Here is a 16481-nt window from a genome sequence, read left to right as displayed (position 1 = left end):
CAACCGTGGAAGACGCTAAGTTTCGTCGCTGCCACGGCTGTGATCTGGTCGTAGAAGTAGCGAAGGTAGCTAAAAAGCAAAATGCTCACTGCCCTCGCTGCAATACTCAACTCTATCGTGGTAACCGTATTTCATTAAATAGCGATTTAGCTATCGCTGTTGCTGCGTTATTGTTATTTATACCATCCCATTTTTTTCCTATGGTCACCATTCAACTTTTTGGTGTCATGATCCCTGCAACACTTCCCTCTGGGACAATTACCTTAATGAGTGAAGGCTTCCCTATGCTTGGCTTATTAATTTTATTTTGCAGCTCTATTGTGCCTTTTCTTGTATGTGGCTCAGTGGTATCTGCGCATCTAGCTTTACGAAGAAAGTGGTTTACTCTCTTTCGGCTAAGCGTATCGACTATTCAGCATTTAAAAGATTGGATGATGTTAGATGTCTTTTTAGTTAGTTTGGCTATCGCTTGCTTTAAAATTCAAGACCATGCTGATATTTTCGTTGGGTCAGGTCTTTATGGGCTTGTTTTACTTCTTTTTGTTACCTCACTTTTATTGACTCATGTAAGCGCACGACGCTATTGGCGCGCATGGCAAAGAAAACATCAGCAAAAGATTGAAGCACCTATTACTAGACCTGAAACATCAATCCATTGTGAGCATTGTCACTTCACTCAACAAAGTGGCACTCACTGCATCCGTTGTAAGCGACCTATTCACTCAAGAAAGCCAAAGTCGATACAAAAAACGTGGCTTTATTTATTAACTGCAACCATTTTTATCATACCAGCTAACGTACTTTCTATTTCGATTCTGCTAACCAATGGCAAGCGACTAGAAGATACAATCTTTTCCGGCGTTGCTGGATTAATTAAAACGGATATGTATGGTATCGCCATTATCATTTTTGTAGCAAGTATCGTAGTTCCGGTCGCTAAAATTCTTGGTTTAGGTTACTTGTTATTGTGTGTTCAATTCAAACGCAGTGTATTCCATCGACAAAGAATGGCGATATATACGGCTGTAAAATGGATTGGAAAATGGTCAGTCATGGATTTATTCGTAATTTCTATTATGATGACATTGATTGATCGCGGACAAATTTTAGATTTTACCCCAGGCCTTGGTGCCGTTGCCTTTGGTTTAGTTGTGGTATTTACCATGCTGGCCGCTGAAAGTTTTGATTCTCGTCTGATTTGGGATAATTATGAGCGAACCGACAAATCTTGATTCTACTGTTGAACAAGTAAACATCAAAAATGAACGAGGGATATCCCCACTTTGGATATTACCTCTTCTTGCACTTTGCCTTGGTGGGTGGCTTGTCTATTCCGCTATTATTGAAGCGGGCCAACGCGTTCAAATCTATTTTGAGGATGCTCAAGGGCTAATCGCAGGGCGAACAACCATTCGTTATCAGGGTCTTGAAGTCGGGATGGTTAAAAATATCACCTTATCTAAAGATCTTTCTAACATCTACGTTGATGCTGACATCTACCCAGAAGCCTCTAACTTATTAAGAGACAATACTCAATTTTGGCTTGTTAAGCCGCAAGCTTCATTAACGGGTATTTCAGGACTTGATGCTTTAGTATCGGGTAACTATATTGCTATTTTACCTGGCAGTGGCGATCTAAAAACAAAATTCACAGCCCTTGCCAACTCACCCGCTATTCAACCTGACTCTACCGGATTAAGTGTTACCTTACGCTCTAAAGACTTGGGTTCCATTTCTGTTGGTTCAAAGATTTACTATAAAAAAATCCCTATCGGTGAAGTTTACAATTTCAAACTAGACCAAAAAACCGATAATGTACGAATAAAAGCGCTTATCCAAGAAGAGTATGCTCATCTAATCACCTCTAAAAGCCGGTTTTGGAATGCCAGTGGCGTAGGTGCAAGTATTGGATTTAATGGTGTTGATGTTCAACTTGAAAGTTTATCAGCCTTAATTGGTGGGGCTATCGCAGTAGATTCACCAGATGATGGTATTGCGATTGAAAATGGAAAAGAATTCCGACTATACAGCAACATCAAAACTGCTGGCCGTGGTATTTCAATTAAAATCACCCTACCAGACAATAACCAAATCAGCCCAAACGGCTCGGCCATTATGTATAGGGGCCTTGAAATTGGCCAGATTAACAGTTTAAAACTGTCTGATGATAAAAAAGACATCATTGCATCAGCAACGGTTGAACCCGCATTTATCGATTATTTAAACGATGGTTCTCGATTTGTTCTAGAAGAGGCAAAACTTGGTTTATCTGGTGTCGAAAATATTGGCAACCTTGTTCGCGGTAACTTCCTAACCTTAATCCCAGGTGAAGGTGATAAATCTCGAGCATTTACAGCCATAAGAAAACAAGAACTGATAAAACAAGATACAAAAGCACTCACTTTTTCGTTATATGCAGATCAATCTTTTGGTTTAACACCAGATACTGCTATCTCATACAAAGGCATAAAAGTAGGCTCAGTGACTCAAGTTGCATTAGTTAACGACAGAGTTAAATTTGATGTCATGATCCTTGAGAAGTACAAACATCTCATTAAATCAAGTAACAAATTTTTTGTTTCTGGCAGTGTGTCCGCAGAGTTAACTGACTCTGGCGTAAATATCGATATTCCGCCAACACAAGCCCTCATCTCAGGTTCAATTAGCTTTACTAGTGAAGGTAAAGGCTATAAACAAAAAAGTTATACTCTATTTAAAAATAGTTCACTGGCTGAACTTGCAGAATTTAAAACAGTTAAAAGCACAGAGCTGACACTGTTTAGCCCAGAGCTTCCTCCTATTACGAAAAACAGTCCTATTCTCTATCGCAACCTCGTTGTTGGTAAAGTGACAGACTTTGATTTAGGTAATGATGGTGTAAACATTAAGATCAATATTGAAAAACAGTACGCACACCTAATCGAAGATAACACCGTATTTTGGAATTATTCAGGAGTGAATGTTGAAGCCAGTTTAAGTGGCGTTAATATTCAAGCAGCTCCATTGATGTCGATGATCCGTGGTGGTATTGGCTTTGATAATATGCAAGGAGTAGAAAATAAATTAGGTAAAAAATGGAAGCTATACTCTAATTTATCTGAAGCCCAAGGGTTTGGTCGAATTATCGCATTCACTGCAAAAGACAGTGATTCAATATCTAAAGGAACACTCATTAAATATAAAGGTGTTTCTGTTGGTGAAGTCAGCAAGGTATCACCAAACTTTACACAAAATAATGTTTATATACAGGCGCGTATTTACCCTGAATACGTTAATCAAATTGCTGTCTCTGGCAGTCATTTCTGGGTTGTAAAACCAAGTATTAGCCTATCGGGTGCTGAAAATCTCGATACCCTACTAGGCAGCTATATTCAAGTAACACCAGGTGACGGAAAAGCAAAAACACAATTTTCACTCGCTGACCAATCGCAAGGTGATGATTTAGTCACTTATACTCTCGAGTCAATTACCCGAGGTTCAGTAAAAATTGGAACCCCTATTTTATTTAGAGAAATGGAAGTAGGAGAAGTGACCGATGTTAAGTTAGGTGACTTATCTGATCGTGTTATTTTCACCATAGGTATAAATCCTGATTTTAGTTACCTTGTTCGTCAAAACACCGTTTTTTGGAATGTTTCAGGGGTAAATATGTCCATTGGCTTAAGTGGAGCAAAAGTACAGGCTGGTACCGTAGATAGTATTCTACGTGGCGGTATTGCATTCTCTACTCCTGATGACGAAGAGCTAAAACCACAAGCAAAAGAGAACAAATCTTACCTACTGTATAAAGCAGCAGAAGAAGATTGGCCTCTGTGGAATGCGGCTATTCCTAATCCCAATAAATAGTCAACAATAACTTAATCGCTAACTTTAGGCAGCCAAACTTCAAATTGGCTGCCTTTTTTATTTAAGCCTTTAATTTTAGCTATTACTGTCGATTCCATTTAGACAATAGTCTGAATTACGTTTACACTTCCTGCCATAACATTACCCAATGAGATTCATCTGTGCACGATAATATTTTTCTACCTAAAGCCTTCCTAGATCAAGTACAAGAGACCATGCCTTCCCACCTTTCTATGGAAGAATTTGTTGCTGCTTGTAAACGCCCTTTACGACGCAGTATCCGTGTTAACACATTAAAAAATAGCGTAGAAGAATTTAAACAGCGTGCTAATGAAAAACAGTGGCTATTAGAACCTGTGCCTTGGTGTGATACTGGATTTTGGATAACAAGACCAGAAACCGATACGGTAAAACTAGGCAGTACGGCCGAACACATGTCAGGGTTATTTTATATTCAAGAAGCCAGCTCAATGATGCCAGTTACTGCATTATTAAAAAATAATGATGATATCGAAATGGCTCTCGATATGGCTTCAGCTCCCGGTTCTAAAACAACGCAACTGGCTGCTGGTATGAAAAACCAAGGCGCTCTCGTTGCTAACGAGTTTTCTTCAAGCCGCGTAAAAGTGCTGTGCTCAAATATCCAACGCTGCGGTGTAAGTAATGTGGCACTTACCCACTTTGATGGTCGTGTTTTTGGTGGTTGGCTACCAGAAACATTTGATTCTATTTTGCTTGATGCACCTTGTTCAGGAGAAGGAACCATTCGTAAAGACCCTGATGCGATGCATAACTGGAGTCCAGAGTCTGTTATCGAAATTGGTGACACTCAACGTGACTTAATTGAAAGTGCCTTTCATGCCCTAAAACCGGGTGGTGTTATGGTGTATTCAACCTGCACGTTAAATCATCAAGAAAACCAACATATTTGCCATCATCTTGTCGAACAATTCGGTGACACGGTCACGTTTGAGCCATTAGGTGACCTCTTTGAAAATGCAGAAAAAGCATTAACCAAAGAAGGTTTCTTACATATCTACCCACAAATTTTTGATAGTGAAGGCTTCTTTGTTGCTAAGATCCGTAAAAATAGCTCAACTACGCCCCCTGAAGTGAAAAAACGCTTAGGAAAATTTCCTTTCGCACCGGCTTCAAATAAAGAAGCACAAGCTATTGAAGCAGAATTAAAATCGACATTACAATTAGAAATTCCTGAAGATAATGAGTTTTGGATCCGAGATAAAGAAGTCTGGGCTTTTCCTAAACGCATGAAGCCATTAATTGGCGAAATGCGCTATCATCGAATTGGATTTAAACTTGCTGAAACCCATAAAAAAGGATATCGCTGGCAACATGAAGCTATCATGGCATTGGCGACAGCTGATAACCCTACTTGTGCAGAACTGAACACAGAACAAGCACGTGAGTGGTATATGGGACGAGATGTACGTCCTGATTTCTCAGGAAAAGGTGAGACAATTGTTACTTATAAAGGCGCAGTTATTGGCTTAGGGAAATGGGTGGGTAATCGAATTAAAAATGGATTACCTCGTGAACTTGTTCGTGATGGAAACTTATTTTAAATAATACGTTTTTAAATTAGTGCCGATCTAAGCATTTGAAATAATTAAATGTTTAGATTGGTATCATACATCAAGCTGTAGGAATAAGGATATGCCTTCACAATATCGTATCAATCGAATTGTAGAGATTGGAGATACACTGCACCGTTGCGGTTGTGCTCCCTATAAAGTAGAACGCTACACGACCTTTTACGCCAATAAATATGGCGTTAATTGTATGATCCAAGCAACACCAACGTCCATTAACTATCAATTTCCTGATGATAATAACGCCGTCATCATGAAACGTCATAAACCCTCAAGTATTGATTTGGGTTTACTCGCAAATACTATTATTCAATTACAACAACCATTAACCCCTGTTCCACTCGCTCCAGCTGAAGGGATCTCTTATCCTTCCTGGGCGGTTTGTTTAGCAAACACGTGCATTCCCCCTGCCTTTCTTATGTTAGTTGGATCAACATACGAAGCTTTATGTGTGAGTTTTTTACTTGGATTTTTAGTTTGGTTGTCTCAAGTTTTTTGTAGTAAACGCCGTAGTATTGCTGTTGAGTTTTTTGGTGCCTTAATTGTTGCCTTTACTGTTGCGTTTATTGCTAGCCTTGGTGTCCCAATTCCTATTCTTGGGCTTTGTATCGCCGCCGTGGTTCTTTTTGTTCCCGGACTCTCCATCTCAAATGCTCTAGAGTGTTTGGCTTTTAATGATCTCGTCTCTGGTACCAGTTTACTTGGCCAGTGCTTTCTCACTTTAATAAAACTTCTTATTGGGATCATTATTGGTTTACACATTGGCGAAGCTATTTTTGGCACAGCCGAATCCATTGATTATCAAAATGAATTTCCAATATGGCTACAAATACTAGGTTTACCTATTATTTCATTCTCATTAGGCGTAATGTTTAAAGCTCGCCCTATTGATACCGTTTATAGCTTGCCTGTCGCGGTATTAGGTATGTGGGGGCCATTTTATCTTGGCTTTGATGGTGGTTGGGTTGTGGGTACATGGGTTACAACCGTATTAATCACCCTTTACGGTACTTGGATTGCTAGGCGATTAAACCTAACTGGGATTATATTCATCGTACAAGGGATCATTATTCTTGTTCCGGGAAGTCGCGTCTTAGTGAGTGCAAGTCAAAGTGTGTTTGAGCAATCCATACTTCCTATTCCTAGTATTGGATTATCCGCTCTGTTTATGTTTTCTGCTATTGTTGCAGGACAAATTACCGCTTATTCAATTTACTCACCCAAAATCGAGCGAGACTTGTAATACGCCAAATTAAAAAGGCCAGCTATTAAATAATAACTGGCCTTTTCTTTGTTTTTAACAGTATTAAATAATACTATCTAAAACGATTAAGCACGGCTCATGAACTTATGTTCACTCGTGTTGATTTTCACTTTCTCGCCGTTAGCGATGTACTCAGGAACTTGTACAGTTAAGCCAGTTGTCATTGTCGCAGGTTTAGTACGAGCACTTGCTGACGCGCCTTTAATTGAAGGATCTGTCTCTGCAATTACTAAATCAACTGCTGAAGGTAACTCAATCGCAACTGGTGCGCCATCAACGATAAGAATTTGAAGACCTTGAGTTTCTTCAGTGATGAAAAGTAACTCTTCTTCAATTGCTTCTTTGTTGAAGTTGTATGGAGTGTAGTCTTCAGAATCCATGAATACATACTCATTACCATCAACATAAGAGAACGTTGCGCTGCGACGACTAAAGTCAGCTAAATTGATCATGTCATCAGCTTTAAAGCTTTCGTCTGCTTTTGAGCCAGTTGCTACATCGTACATACGCATACGGAATAATGTTGCACCTGCACGGCCACTTGGAGTTAGCTTGCTGATTTCTTTAACGAAAAATACTTTACCGTTGTGTTCAATTGCTGAACCTTTTTTGATGTCACTTGCCTTTGGCATGATAAAAAATCCATAAATAATTGGTAGGTGGAAAATACCACGAACTTTTTATATCTCCAATAACTATGTGACAGAAACTCGCATTTTATAGCGCTTTATTTGTCACTCGGCCTTGTTGCCATGAACGCAACATCATAACGGCTGTATAAAGAACCACAAATGCCACTAACCAAGCAAGCATATCCACATCGAGGGACTTCACAATAAATGCCGCAATTAATACACCAATAGGCCCGGTTATCGCCACCACCAAAGACGCCCTTGAGTTCACCGCTTTCTGCTTGATAAAGCCACCAGCCGAGAAAAAGCATAAAAAAGCACATGAGCACATCATAATTGGAAATGCCGCTAACGGGTTCATACCTAACAAGTAAATCATCGTCATACACGGCGCGTATAAACCAATCCCTATTGTCATTAATGCACCAAAAATAAAGTTACCAATGATCCCGATAACCAATTTTTCCCCCGTTAATCCCAACGCTTCACCACCTAGTGGGAATAAATCTAAGCGTCCAGCAAACATCAGCAATGCAACAACTAACAAAGCCCCTGCCATGATCAAACGGATCAACTGACGGTCAAAATTTGATACTAATCGAGCACCAACAGTTGCACCAACACACGCCGCAATAATTAAGCTAACTAACGTCGTTAAATCCACATTAACAGCGGTAAGAAAAATTAAGGCTTGAAAAACCGTTGCCATGGTTGCTTGAGCATTTAAGGTGCCAGGTAATACTTTGTCATCAATTAAATTAAACTGTTTATAACCAGCCGTTTTAATAGCAAAACTTCCCACACCAAGAGTGTCACAAAAGTTTGCGAAGCCACCAATTAGACCAACAGCCCATATATTAGTGTCTTTTTCTGAATCCTTTTTCTTAAGCCATAATGAAACGAGCATAAAAAGGAACGTTAGGCCTCCAATAATAAGGCCTATTTGTAAAAATAATAGAACAGTCATTGATACATCACATCGCTGAAATAATGTCGGGGATAGTAATTCAGATTAATAAGAAAAACCAGAGTATCCCTTATACGCCAAATGGAAAGCCTATTTAATAGATAACAATAATTTCATCTTTTTTACATTTTATTGCTATCAAATGGATTTATTTAATCTATAACATAACTATCGGCTTTACCTATTACATACTTATGTTTTCTTACCGTTGCTTTTAAAGTAACTTGATTGATTTCTTTGCAAAATAATGGCGTTTTTGTTAGTAGATTTGATAAATAAAAAACAATGATGCTAAAAACAAATATTTTTATAATTGATGCTAACTCTATTAACTATTTTTATCGATAATTACTTAAATTAGTATACTATCCAAAAACGAGTTCTAGCTCCCAGACTGGGAGAATGAATTTCTTCAAAGTAGACACCTTTAAACTCCTTCCTAGCTATATGGTAAGAGCATCCTCTCTTCCCTTTTTTAAGGATAAGCTATGCTTGATAAAAGCAACCCTATTGAACGCCGAATGCAGATCACTACATTAGCGTGGCCAATCCTGGTCGAAATTTTACTTCGTACAGCCATTAGTACCAGTGATGTATTCATGCTAAGTGGCTATTCTGATTTGGCAGTATCTGCTATTGGGGTTATCTCTCAAATCATTTTCTTTTTAATGATCATTTCAATGATGGTGAGTACAGGTACTGGCATTCTTATTGGCCAATACAACGGGTCGGGCCGACCACAACAATCAACTGATGTAGCCGTAGCCAGTGTTGTACTCGGTGGGATATTAGGACTTGGCCTCAGTTTGTTCGCCTTTTTTGCCGCAGATCCTATTGTTATCATGTATGGACTAGAAAGTGACGTTGCCACTTTTGCCTACGATTATTTAATCATTACTGGCTCTTTCACGTTAACTGTAACCCTTGGTATTGTCTTTTCGACCATATTACGCAGTAATGGATACTCTCGTACCCCAATGATAGTGAACCTTCTCACTGGCGGTCTTAATATTGCCGGTAATTACTGTGCGCTATACCAACCGTTTGGATTACCCGTTTATGGTGTACAAGGTGTGGCCGTATCGACCGCGTTTAGCCAAGTGATTAATACCATTATTTTATGGATTATGCTCCACAGAAAACACATTGCACTACCAATGGCCAACTTTAAGAAGATACCTCAAGCCACCTATAAGAAAATTATGCATATTGGCGTAATGAACGCAGGTGAAATGCTCTCTTATAACTTGTCACAAATGGTCATTGTGTACCTTGTTGTACAAATGGGTACCGCTTCATTAACTGCATTTACTTACGCCCAAAATATTGCTCGCGTTTCTTTTGCTTTTGCATTAGCAGTCGGTCAAGCAAGCCAAATACAAACGAGCTACTACGTAGGAAAAAAATGGATTGAACAAATTCTTACTCGCGTACAACTCTATTTTTTGGTCTCTCTTGCCGTGTCTGTTGCCCTTACTTGTATCGTCTTTTTCTTTCGCTATGAATTACTTAGCCTATTCACACAGGATCCAGAGGTTATAACCTTAACCGCAGGATTAATCGCAGGCTCTATTTTAGTGGAGGCGGGACGGGTATTTAACCTTGTCTTTATATCCGCTCTTAAAGGTGCTGGAGATATTAAGTTCCCAGTTCAAATGGGAATATTGAGCATGTGGGGAGTGGCCGTTAGTCTCACTTATCTGCTTGGTGTTCATTTTGGATTCGGTGTACTTGGTGCCTGGCTAGCATTTGCAGCAGATGAATGGGTCCGTGGGATCATTATGGCTCGCCGCTGGCGATCTAAAGTCTGGACCAAGTTCAATCTTATCTAATACCAATCGTAACAAATAAAAATGGGCAAAAGTAAATAAATACCTTTGCCCATTTTATTAGTAAGCTCGGTTATCCTGAGTAAATGACAAATCCATCGCTTGAGGTCGGATCCATGATTTAAATCCGCACTCTACTCTTAAAGAACTTACTATGTCTTTTGCATTTTCATAGGTAGTAAAGTCAGTCACTAAATAATACGTATCTTCTATTTTATATAGCGTCAATATATTACTACTGCACACTTTATAATTTAGCTCTGGCATGGATGAAAAAGCATAAGCCTGAACTCGATATATCTCAGCTTCTTTTTCAAACAATTCATCACTAAAAGAAGTACTACTAAAAAGTACACCTACTAACAATAAATACTTAAACACCCTATTTATCCGATAACCGATTTAAAGTTGAATAATAAAGGAAATAATCATCTTATTCTATTCATAAAATAATAATATTTTAGAGCCTAACTAAGCATCTAAAAATTAAGATTTTTATATAAAACTAATCCATCAAACTTTTTGATTTTATCGCTTTTTTAGACAGTTCTTTGGCAAAACCAGCAATATCTGATTCAAACGCTTCAACACTTTGTCGAATGTCATCCAATTGAACAGTCTGCATCTGACGCTGTTCCATGACCACTTTGCCATTTACAATCGTTGTTTCTACGTTACTTGGGTTAGCTTGATAAACCAGCGTAGCGTAAGGATCATAATTTGGCATCATGTTCGCTGATTGAGTTTCAATAATGATGATGTCCGCCTTCTTCCCAACTTCTAAAGAGCCAATTTCATCTTCCATGTGCAAGGCTTTTGCACCACCAATAGTTGCCATCTCGATCACTTGTTCTGGGATCATAATGGTTCTATCTGAGTGTTTTAAACGCTGCATATTTGCGGCATAACTTAACGTGCGCCATAAATCCACTTGGTTTGAACTCATTGGTCCATCCGTCCCTAAACCAACTCGCATATCCGCACGAAACATATCCCAAGCAGGAGCAATGCCTGTTGCCCCTTTCGCATTCGCCATTGGGTTATAAACCACTCCCGCATCCGCTTGTTTTAATAACGCTTGATCATGTTGAGATAAATGAATACCGTGAGCAATCACCATTCGTTCGTCCAGAACACCAATTTCTTCTAGATATTCAACTGGAGATTCCGCTTTGGTTGGATCTTTAATTCTTGTCTCTTCATTTGGAAACTCAGCAACATGAATTAAAACAGGCACATCATAATCTTCAGAAAGTTGATTGATCTCTTGAAGCTTTTCTTTACTTACCGTGTACACGGCATGAGGTGCATAAGCTGGCGTGATTAATGGATCATTTTGATATTCTTCAATAAATGACTGGGCATATTGAATTCCACCATACGGTTGTTTTGCATCCACCACAGGGAACTTAATGACAGTTTCACCAAGTACGGCTCTTAACCCAACCTCTTTGGTCGCTTTAGCCATTTCATCCATGTGATAATACATATCAGCATAAGTGGTAACGCCACTCTGAGCTAAATCGATAGCACCGAGCTTAGTGGCATTATAAATCAGCTCACGGCTTAACTTTTGTGCTTCTAGCGGGAAAAAATAAGCAAATAGTCGATTAGAAATGCCTTCTTCACCTAAACCACGAAATGCGATCATCGGAAGGTGGTTATGAGCATTAATCATTCCTGGCATCACAATACCGTCATTCGCATCAATATTTTTTGGTGCATAATATTGACTTAGTAATGTCGTATCACCTACCGCTATAATTTTATCGTTTTTAACCACCACGACACCATCATTAATCACTTGCATATCGGCGTTTACGGTTAATACTTGTCCGTTATTAATGATCAAATCTGCATTATATTCTTGCTGCTTTACCATCGTTCCACAACCCGATAACAATACGGCGCTAATACTCAATACCAAGCTTTTAAGCTTCATTCCTAAACCTTAATCATGCCCCCATAAATAAAAAAAAGAAGCATTGGGGAAAATGCTTCTTTCTTTGATTAATTTAATTGATAAATATGATTATTACGAGACGATTCTTCCTATCAAACCATAATATTGTGGGATAGGTCTCTCTATTTACTACTCTTTTACTTGAGAGCGGCGCTTTTGAATTTGGGCCATAACAAACTTAATCATTATCGGGAACAAACCAAGTAAGGCTAGTGAACCTAAAATCTGCGGTGAAATTAGCCCAGACAGCGAGGTTATTTCTGATAATTGTGTACCCGCATTTAAGTACACCATTGTCCCCGGTAACATACCTAACTGACTAAACAGATAAAAACGACCTACTGATATTTTGGTTAATCCCATAAGTAAGTTGATTAAAAAGAAAGGAAACACTGGGATCAAACGTAATGTCAGCAAATAGAATGCCCCGTCTTTTTCCACGCCTTCATTAATCGCTACCAATTTATCTTTAAACTTACTGTCTACCCACTCTCTTAATAAATAACGACTACTCAAAAACGCGATGGTTGCTCCAATGGTGCTCGCAAACGATACGAGTAATAAACTCCACCAAAAACCAAACAGTGCTGCGCCAAGCAAGGTAACAACAGCCGCACCAGGAATAGAAAGTGCCGTAACTACCACATAAGAGATAAAATAAATGGCACTGTACATCAACAAATTAGCTTGTATGTCACTTTGTACGTTTTGATGAAAGGCTTTTACCTGATCTAACGTTAACAAGTGTCCAAAATTAAAATAAACCACAGAAAACGAGATCAAAAGAGCGACAAGTAATATCAGTTTCTTATTCATAGTGCTCTCCTGTTGTTACATTGGTATTCATGATTTTACTTAGCTCATCAAAACCACCTACGTATTTACCATCCAACCAAATTTGAGGTACCGTCACTGGCGTTTTCTCACCAATAATGGCTTTAACCTCTGGGATCATACGATATAAAGCCGCACTGTCTTTCACCACATCGTGATAAATATAGTCAACTCCCGCCTCATCTAATGCGGCTTTCGCTTTAATGCAATATGGACACGTCGCCTTACCAAACACTACATTGCCTTTGATATCATCACGCTTAGCAACTTGAGCGATCACTGATTGAACTAAAACACCACGATTTAATGCTTCACCTTGGCTAATCACTTTATCTTCAACAATGATAATCGGTGCATGCCATGCTTTAAGTTTTAACGGCTCCCACCAGTAAGACAACCAATCTTTCACTTCAAGCTCAATAGGAATACCAGCAAGCTCAGTGTTAAATGTATCTTCAAGAATATCTTTCGTTAAAGTGCACTCTCCACATGGAATATTGACTTTGAATGGGCCCCAACTGCCTGCCCAGCGATATAATGTGATTTTTATTGGTTTCATTGCGACTTCCCCTATCAGCAAACTGATTTACTTAAATTAAACTGAACCGTTTAGTTTAATTTAGTCGAATTTCAGTTTAAGTCAACCTTTATGATTAATATTATCGCTACACGATCTAAGTATATGCTAAGAAAATGCTTATGAGAGATAAGTACTGCTTCTTGCTAATTAAGAGTCACAAATAATTGGAGAGTTCAATTAAATTACCGTCAGGATCTCGTAAATAGACTGAGATTATCTTGCCTAGCGCTCCTGTTCGTTGAATTGGACCATCAATGATAGCCACGCCTTGTGACTCAATATGGCTTTGAACTTCATTAATGGGCGTATGAGTGATAAAGCAGAGATCAGCACTGCCGCTTTGAACCTGTGCCGCCTTGGGTTCAAACTCATATCCTAATTGATGAAGGTTTATCTTTTGCTCACCAAAAGTAAGGGCGACCCTGCCCTCACCAAAGGTAACGATATCCATTCCGAGCACGTTTGAATAAAACTGACTCGTCACTTCAATACTGTTAACCGTTAAAACAAGATGATCTAAACGTGCAACTTTCATGATTCATTCCCTATGAAACAAAAACGTAAGACATTATTCAGATTTAAAGATAATACCTAAAAACATTTGGTGAGCGAGTTCAATAAGCTCTGCATCTTTTGTTAACTGTAACGATGCCAATAGCCCGTTATAAACTAGCCCTGCTTTTTTGGCCTTTAACTCTGCATCTTCAATATCGTGTCTTTTAAATAACTCGATTAATAGCTCTTGTGTGCGTTGTTTGTATTGCGCGCTTACCTCAGTAATACCTTGATCTTCACTGCTGTATTCACTGTATGCCAATTGAAAATAACAACCGTTAAATGACTCGATATCAATACACCCAGCAAGACCTTCAAAACGAAACGCAATTTTTTCTTCTAATGTTAGTTCTGTATTTTCAAACAAAGCTTGGACATGAGAAAGAGATTGTTGGCTAAACAACTCTAATGCGTTGGCAATTAAATTCTCTTTAGATTGAAAATACTTATATATGGTCGCTTTAGATAACCCCGTCGCTGCGGTAATTTTATCCATACTCGTACCATGAAAACCATGTAATGCGCACAGTTCTATCGTCTTTTTAAGTGCGTTTATTCTTTTTTCTTCTTTCATACATCACTCTCCATTAATGCTGTGATTTTAGCAAAATAAACTGTTTAGTTCAAAAACAGATTGACAGTATCAAAATAAACGATAAATTAAACTAAACAGTTTAGTTTATTAGTCAGGAGATAAAAATGAATACTAAAACTTGTAAAGCCACCTCAGCAGAAACTTCGTTAGGTTATAAAATTGGTGTCTTTGGTGTCGTACTTACCCTACTTTGGATAGGTATTTTTAAATTTACCCCAACAGAAGCAGCAGCTATCGAGCCATTAGTTGCAAACCACCCTTTAATGGGCTGGATATACGGATTTATGTCAGTTCAAATGGTATCAAATATCATTGGATTGACTGAAATTGTGATTGCAATAGGACTTATCGCAGGCTTCTTTAACCCTAAAATTGGTTACTACTCAGGGATCCTTGCTTTACTCACTTTTATTGCAACACTTAGCTTTTTAGCAACTACACCTAATACATGGAAAGTCGTTGATGGCGTATTAACAACCAACTTCTTTTTACTTAAAGACATTGTGTTTATCTCGGTATCACTACTTGTGATTGAGCATAATAAAAAATACGCATAATCAATAAAAACAGCCTGCTCAATTCTCATTAAGCAGGCTGTTGTCTTTTGATATGAGCTAAATTAGATTGTTCTAAAACTGCAGTGAATCTCCTTGCTCAGGGAAAATAAAATTTACACCTAAGTTATTTGCTTCTGCTAACTGCTTTTTGATAATTACTTTAGGATCTTCACTGTTCTTTAAGCTGTATTTGATGTGGCTTATGGCTACGTTTAGATCTTTTAAAGAACCTTTGCCATTCATTCCTTCAAGCACACTTAATTCTTTAACTAACCAGTTTGGCGTTAAATGTCCAAACAAAGACTTATCTGGGGTTTCGTTGGTAAAAGAAACTTCAATAATGATCCCCTTTAACTTCCCTTGTTTTACAAAAGGAGCTAATGCAGACCACGCCATTTTCATTGCCGAACTTTTCTCTACTTCATCTGGTCCTGTATCACCAAAATAAGCAAATACATCTCCTTCACTGTCTTTTAAAATAAAGACCGTAGATTGCCCACCAGAATGAGATAAAGGCAATGATATCACTCTCATCGTAGTTTCAGCTACCGAACTCCAAACACCCGGTTGAAGATCCACATAATTGTATTTGTTCAGTTTAAAGCCCTCACCTTTGTTACCAAAATTAGGCCATGCAGACCAATTAAAGTAATTCTTCATAAGATCTTTATTTGTCGCTTCTAATCCATAGATCGGTTTTTTACTGTCATCAGGAGAAGAGATAATTAAACCCGCAACATGGTCTAAATGCGCATGACTAATAAAGTAGCCCTTAATCTTATCCTTTAATAAGTAACCTACTTTTGTATAGGGAGAGTCATCTGGTACGGTAATATCTTTAAACGCACCTTTCTGCTCTGAAACAATTAACCCATTAACAACAGAGCCTGCATCAAGCATGACAAAATGAGAATCAGCCTCACTTTTAATTAAAAAAGCTGTTAAATTACCGTCTTGGATCCCTCCTTTACTCCCTAACGTAACGGTATCAAAACTCGCTGATTGAGCCGAAAAAGAAAATACAGACAAACACGTAAATAACACTGCTAATTTATTTTTAAACATATCTAACCTTAATACTATTGCACACCCTTGTGCTCAGTCAGATAATACAATGAGATAATTAAATGGTGTATTAAATATTTAATACTATTGATAAGAAGGTAATTATAAACGGCATGCTCCACAGAATTTGATAGTTCTAACATCTTTATCGAAAAATCCACGCTACACTCCGACTTAATGTTAA

General features: G+C 38.3%; 15 protein-coding genes. 6 read left to right on the top strand and 9 right to left on the bottom strand.

Annotated features, from left to right (window positions below; translation table 11 throughout):
• The first annotated feature begins 5 nt into the window (after positions 1-5).
• The 4 genes from PVK70_RS08070 to PVK70_RS08055 all read left to right on the top strand — a co-directional run bounded on the left by PVK70_RS08070 (position 6) and on the right by PVK70_RS08055 (position 6699).
• The gene (locus PVK70_RS08070) at positions 6-1232 is read left to right on the top strand and encodes a paraquat-inducible protein A (protein ID WP_130047336.1); all 1227 of its coding nucleotides are present in this window, start codon (positions 6-8) and stop codon (positions 1230-1232) included.
• Entirely contained in the window at positions 1210-3846 is a 2637-nt protein-coding gene (locus tag PVK70_RS08065) for an MlaD family protein (protein WP_130047335.1), read from the top strand. The genes PVK70_RS08070 and PVK70_RS08065 overlap by 23 nt, the downstream gene beginning before the upstream one ends.
• A gap of 161 nt (positions 3847-4007) precedes the next feature.
• Positions 4008-5429 carry a 16S rRNA (cytosine(1407)-C(5))-methyltransferase RsmF gene (rsmF, locus tag PVK70_RS08060; RefSeq protein ID WP_130047334.1) on the top strand — a complete coding sequence of 474 codons (1422 nt, stop codon included), beginning with the start codon at positions 4008-4010 and terminating at the stop codon, positions 5427-5429.
• Positions 5430-5520: 91 nt separating this feature from the next.
• Positions 5521-6699 (top strand): threonine/serine exporter family protein, encoded by a 1179-nt coding sequence (locus PVK70_RS08055; RefSeq protein ID WP_130047333.1) that lies wholly within the window; start codon positions 5521-5523, stop codon positions 6697-6699.
• An 86-nt stretch (positions 6700-6785) separates the two neighbouring features.
• On the opposite strand, the gene efpL is transcribed toward PVK70_RS08055, so the two are convergent.
• The gene (efpL, locus tag PVK70_RS08050; RefSeq protein WP_130044453.1) at positions 6786-7352 is read right to left on the bottom strand and encodes an elongation factor P-like protein EfpL; all 567 of its coding nucleotides are present in this window, start codon (positions 7350-7352) and stop codon (positions 6786-6788) included.
• A gap of 85 nt (positions 7353-7437) precedes the next feature.
• On the bottom strand, positions 7438-8319 hold the full coding sequence (locus tag PVK70_RS08045; protein ID WP_130047332.1) for a sulfite exporter TauE/SafE family protein: 882 nt from the start codon (positions 8317-8319) through the stop codon (positions 7438-7440).
• 488 nt (positions 8320-8807) lie between these two features.
• Here PVK70_RS08045 and PVK70_RS08040 point away from each other — a divergent pair, with 488 nt between their 5' ends.
• Positions 8808-10151, top strand: coding sequence for an MATE family efflux transporter (locus PVK70_RS08040; protein ID WP_130047331.1), 1344 nt, complete (start codon positions 8808-8810; stop codon positions 10149-10151).
• Positions 10152-10208: 57 nt separating this feature from the next.
• Here the strand turns inward: PVK70_RS08040 and PVK70_RS08035 are convergent, their stop codons facing one another.
• The 6 genes from PVK70_RS08035 to PVK70_RS08010 all read right to left on the bottom strand — a co-directional run bounded on the left by PVK70_RS08035 (position 10209) and on the right by PVK70_RS08010 (position 14654).
• Positions 10209-10514, bottom strand: coding sequence for an SPOR domain-containing protein (locus PVK70_RS08035; RefSeq protein ID WP_130047386.1), 306 nt, complete (start codon positions 10512-10514; stop codon positions 10209-10211).
• Between the two features lie 139 nt (positions 10515-10653).
• Positions 10654-12090, bottom strand: coding sequence for an amidohydrolase (locus PVK70_RS08030; RefSeq protein ID WP_130047330.1), 1437 nt, complete (start codon positions 12088-12090; stop codon positions 10654-10656).
• A gap of 150 nt (positions 12091-12240) precedes the next feature.
• Positions 12241-12927 (bottom strand): TVP38/TMEM64 family protein, encoded by a 687-nt coding sequence (locus tag PVK70_RS08025; RefSeq protein ID WP_130047329.1) that lies wholly within the window; start codon positions 12925-12927, stop codon positions 12241-12243.
• On the bottom strand, positions 12920-13504 hold the full coding sequence (locus PVK70_RS08020) for a glutaredoxin domain-containing protein (protein ID WP_130047328.1): 585 nt from the start codon (positions 13502-13504) through the stop codon (positions 12920-12922). Before PVK70_RS08020 ends, PVK70_RS08025 begins: the two co-directional genes overlap by 8 nt.
• A 175-nt stretch (positions 13505-13679) precedes the next feature.
• Positions 13680-14060, bottom strand: a complete 381-nt coding sequence (locus PVK70_RS08015; RefSeq protein ID WP_130047327.1) for a VOC family protein — start codon at positions 14058-14060, stop codon at positions 13680-13682.
• A 33-nt stretch (positions 14061-14093) separates the two neighbouring features.
• Positions 14094-14654 carry a TetR family transcriptional regulator gene (locus PVK70_RS08010; protein ID WP_130044446.1) on the bottom strand — a complete coding sequence of 187 codons (561 nt, stop codon included), beginning with the start codon at positions 14652-14654 and terminating at the stop codon, positions 14094-14096.
• A 125-nt stretch (positions 14655-14779) separates the two neighbouring features.
• Between PVK70_RS08010 and PVK70_RS08005 the strand changes: the two genes are divergently transcribed.
• A complete protein-coding gene (locus tag PVK70_RS08005; RefSeq protein WP_130047326.1) occupies positions 14780-15232 on the top strand; it encodes a DUF417 family protein in 453 nt (150 codons plus the stop codon).
• Between the two features lie 72 nt (positions 15233-15304).
• On the opposite strand, the gene PVK70_RS08000 is transcribed toward PVK70_RS08005, so the two are convergent.
• On the bottom strand, positions 15305-16297 hold the full coding sequence (locus PVK70_RS08000; protein ID WP_130047325.1) for an MBL fold metallo-hydrolase: 993 nt from the start codon (positions 16295-16297) through the stop codon (positions 15305-15307).
• Between the last annotated feature and the right edge of the window lie 184 nt (positions 16298-16481).

Origin of the sequence: Aliivibrio sp. A6, from assembly GCF_028765505.1 — a bacterium.
In the GTDB taxonomy this organism is placed as follows: Bacteria; Pseudomonadota; Gammaproteobacteria; order Enterobacterales; family Vibrionaceae; genus Aliivibrio; species Aliivibrio finisterrensis_A.
Note: the sequence above shows the minus strand (reverse complement) of the source record. Positions and strands in the feature narration are given on the sequence as shown.

What these genes read in the sequence shown, in the direction of transcription:
- PVK70_RS08065 (WP_130047335.1), top strand. Translation starts at nt 1,210, where the DNA reads ATGAGCGAACCGACAAATCTTGATTCTACTGTTGAACAAGTAAACATC.
- PVK70_RS08055 (WP_130047333.1), top strand. Translation starts at nt 5,521, where the DNA reads ATGCCTTCACAATATCGTATCAATCGAATTGTAGAGATTGGAGATACA.
- efpL (WP_130044453.1), bottom strand. Translation starts at nt 7,352, where the DNA reads ATGCCAAAGGCAAGTGACATCAAAAAAGGTTCAGCAATTGAACACAAC.
- PVK70_RS08045 (WP_130047332.1), bottom strand. Translation starts at nt 8,319, where the DNA reads ATGACTGTTCTATTATTTTTACAAATAGGCCTTATTATTGGAGGCCTA.
- PVK70_RS08040 (WP_130047331.1), top strand. Translation starts at nt 8,808, where the DNA reads ATGCTTGATAAAAGCAACCCTATTGAACGCCGAATGCAGATCACTACA.
- PVK70_RS08030 (WP_130047330.1), bottom strand. Translation starts at nt 12,090, where the DNA reads ATGAAGCTTAAAAGCTTGGTATTGAGTATTAGCGCCGTATTGTTATCG.
- PVK70_RS08025 (WP_130047329.1), bottom strand. Translation starts at nt 12,927, where the DNA reads ATGAATAAGAAACTGATATTACTTGTCGCTCTTTTGATCTCGTTTTCT.
- PVK70_RS08020 (WP_130047328.1), bottom strand. Translation starts at nt 13,504, where the DNA reads ATGAAACCAATAAAAATCACATTATATCGCTGGGCAGGCAGTTGGGGC.
- PVK70_RS08015 (WP_130047327.1), bottom strand. Translation starts at nt 14,060, where the DNA reads ATGAAAGTTGCACGTTTAGATCATCTTGTTTTAACGGTTAACAGTATT.
- PVK70_RS08010 (WP_130044446.1), bottom strand. Translation starts at nt 14,654, where the DNA reads ATGAAAGAAGAAAAAAGAATAAACGCACTTAAAAAGACGATAGAACTG.
- PVK70_RS08005 (WP_130047326.1), top strand. Translation starts at nt 14,780, where the DNA reads ATGAATACTAAAACTTGTAAAGCCACCTCAGCAGAAACTTCGTTAGGT.
- PVK70_RS08000 (WP_130047325.1), bottom strand. Translation starts at nt 16,297, where the DNA reads ATGTTTAAAAATAAATTAGCAGTGTTATTTACGTGTTTGTCTGTATTT.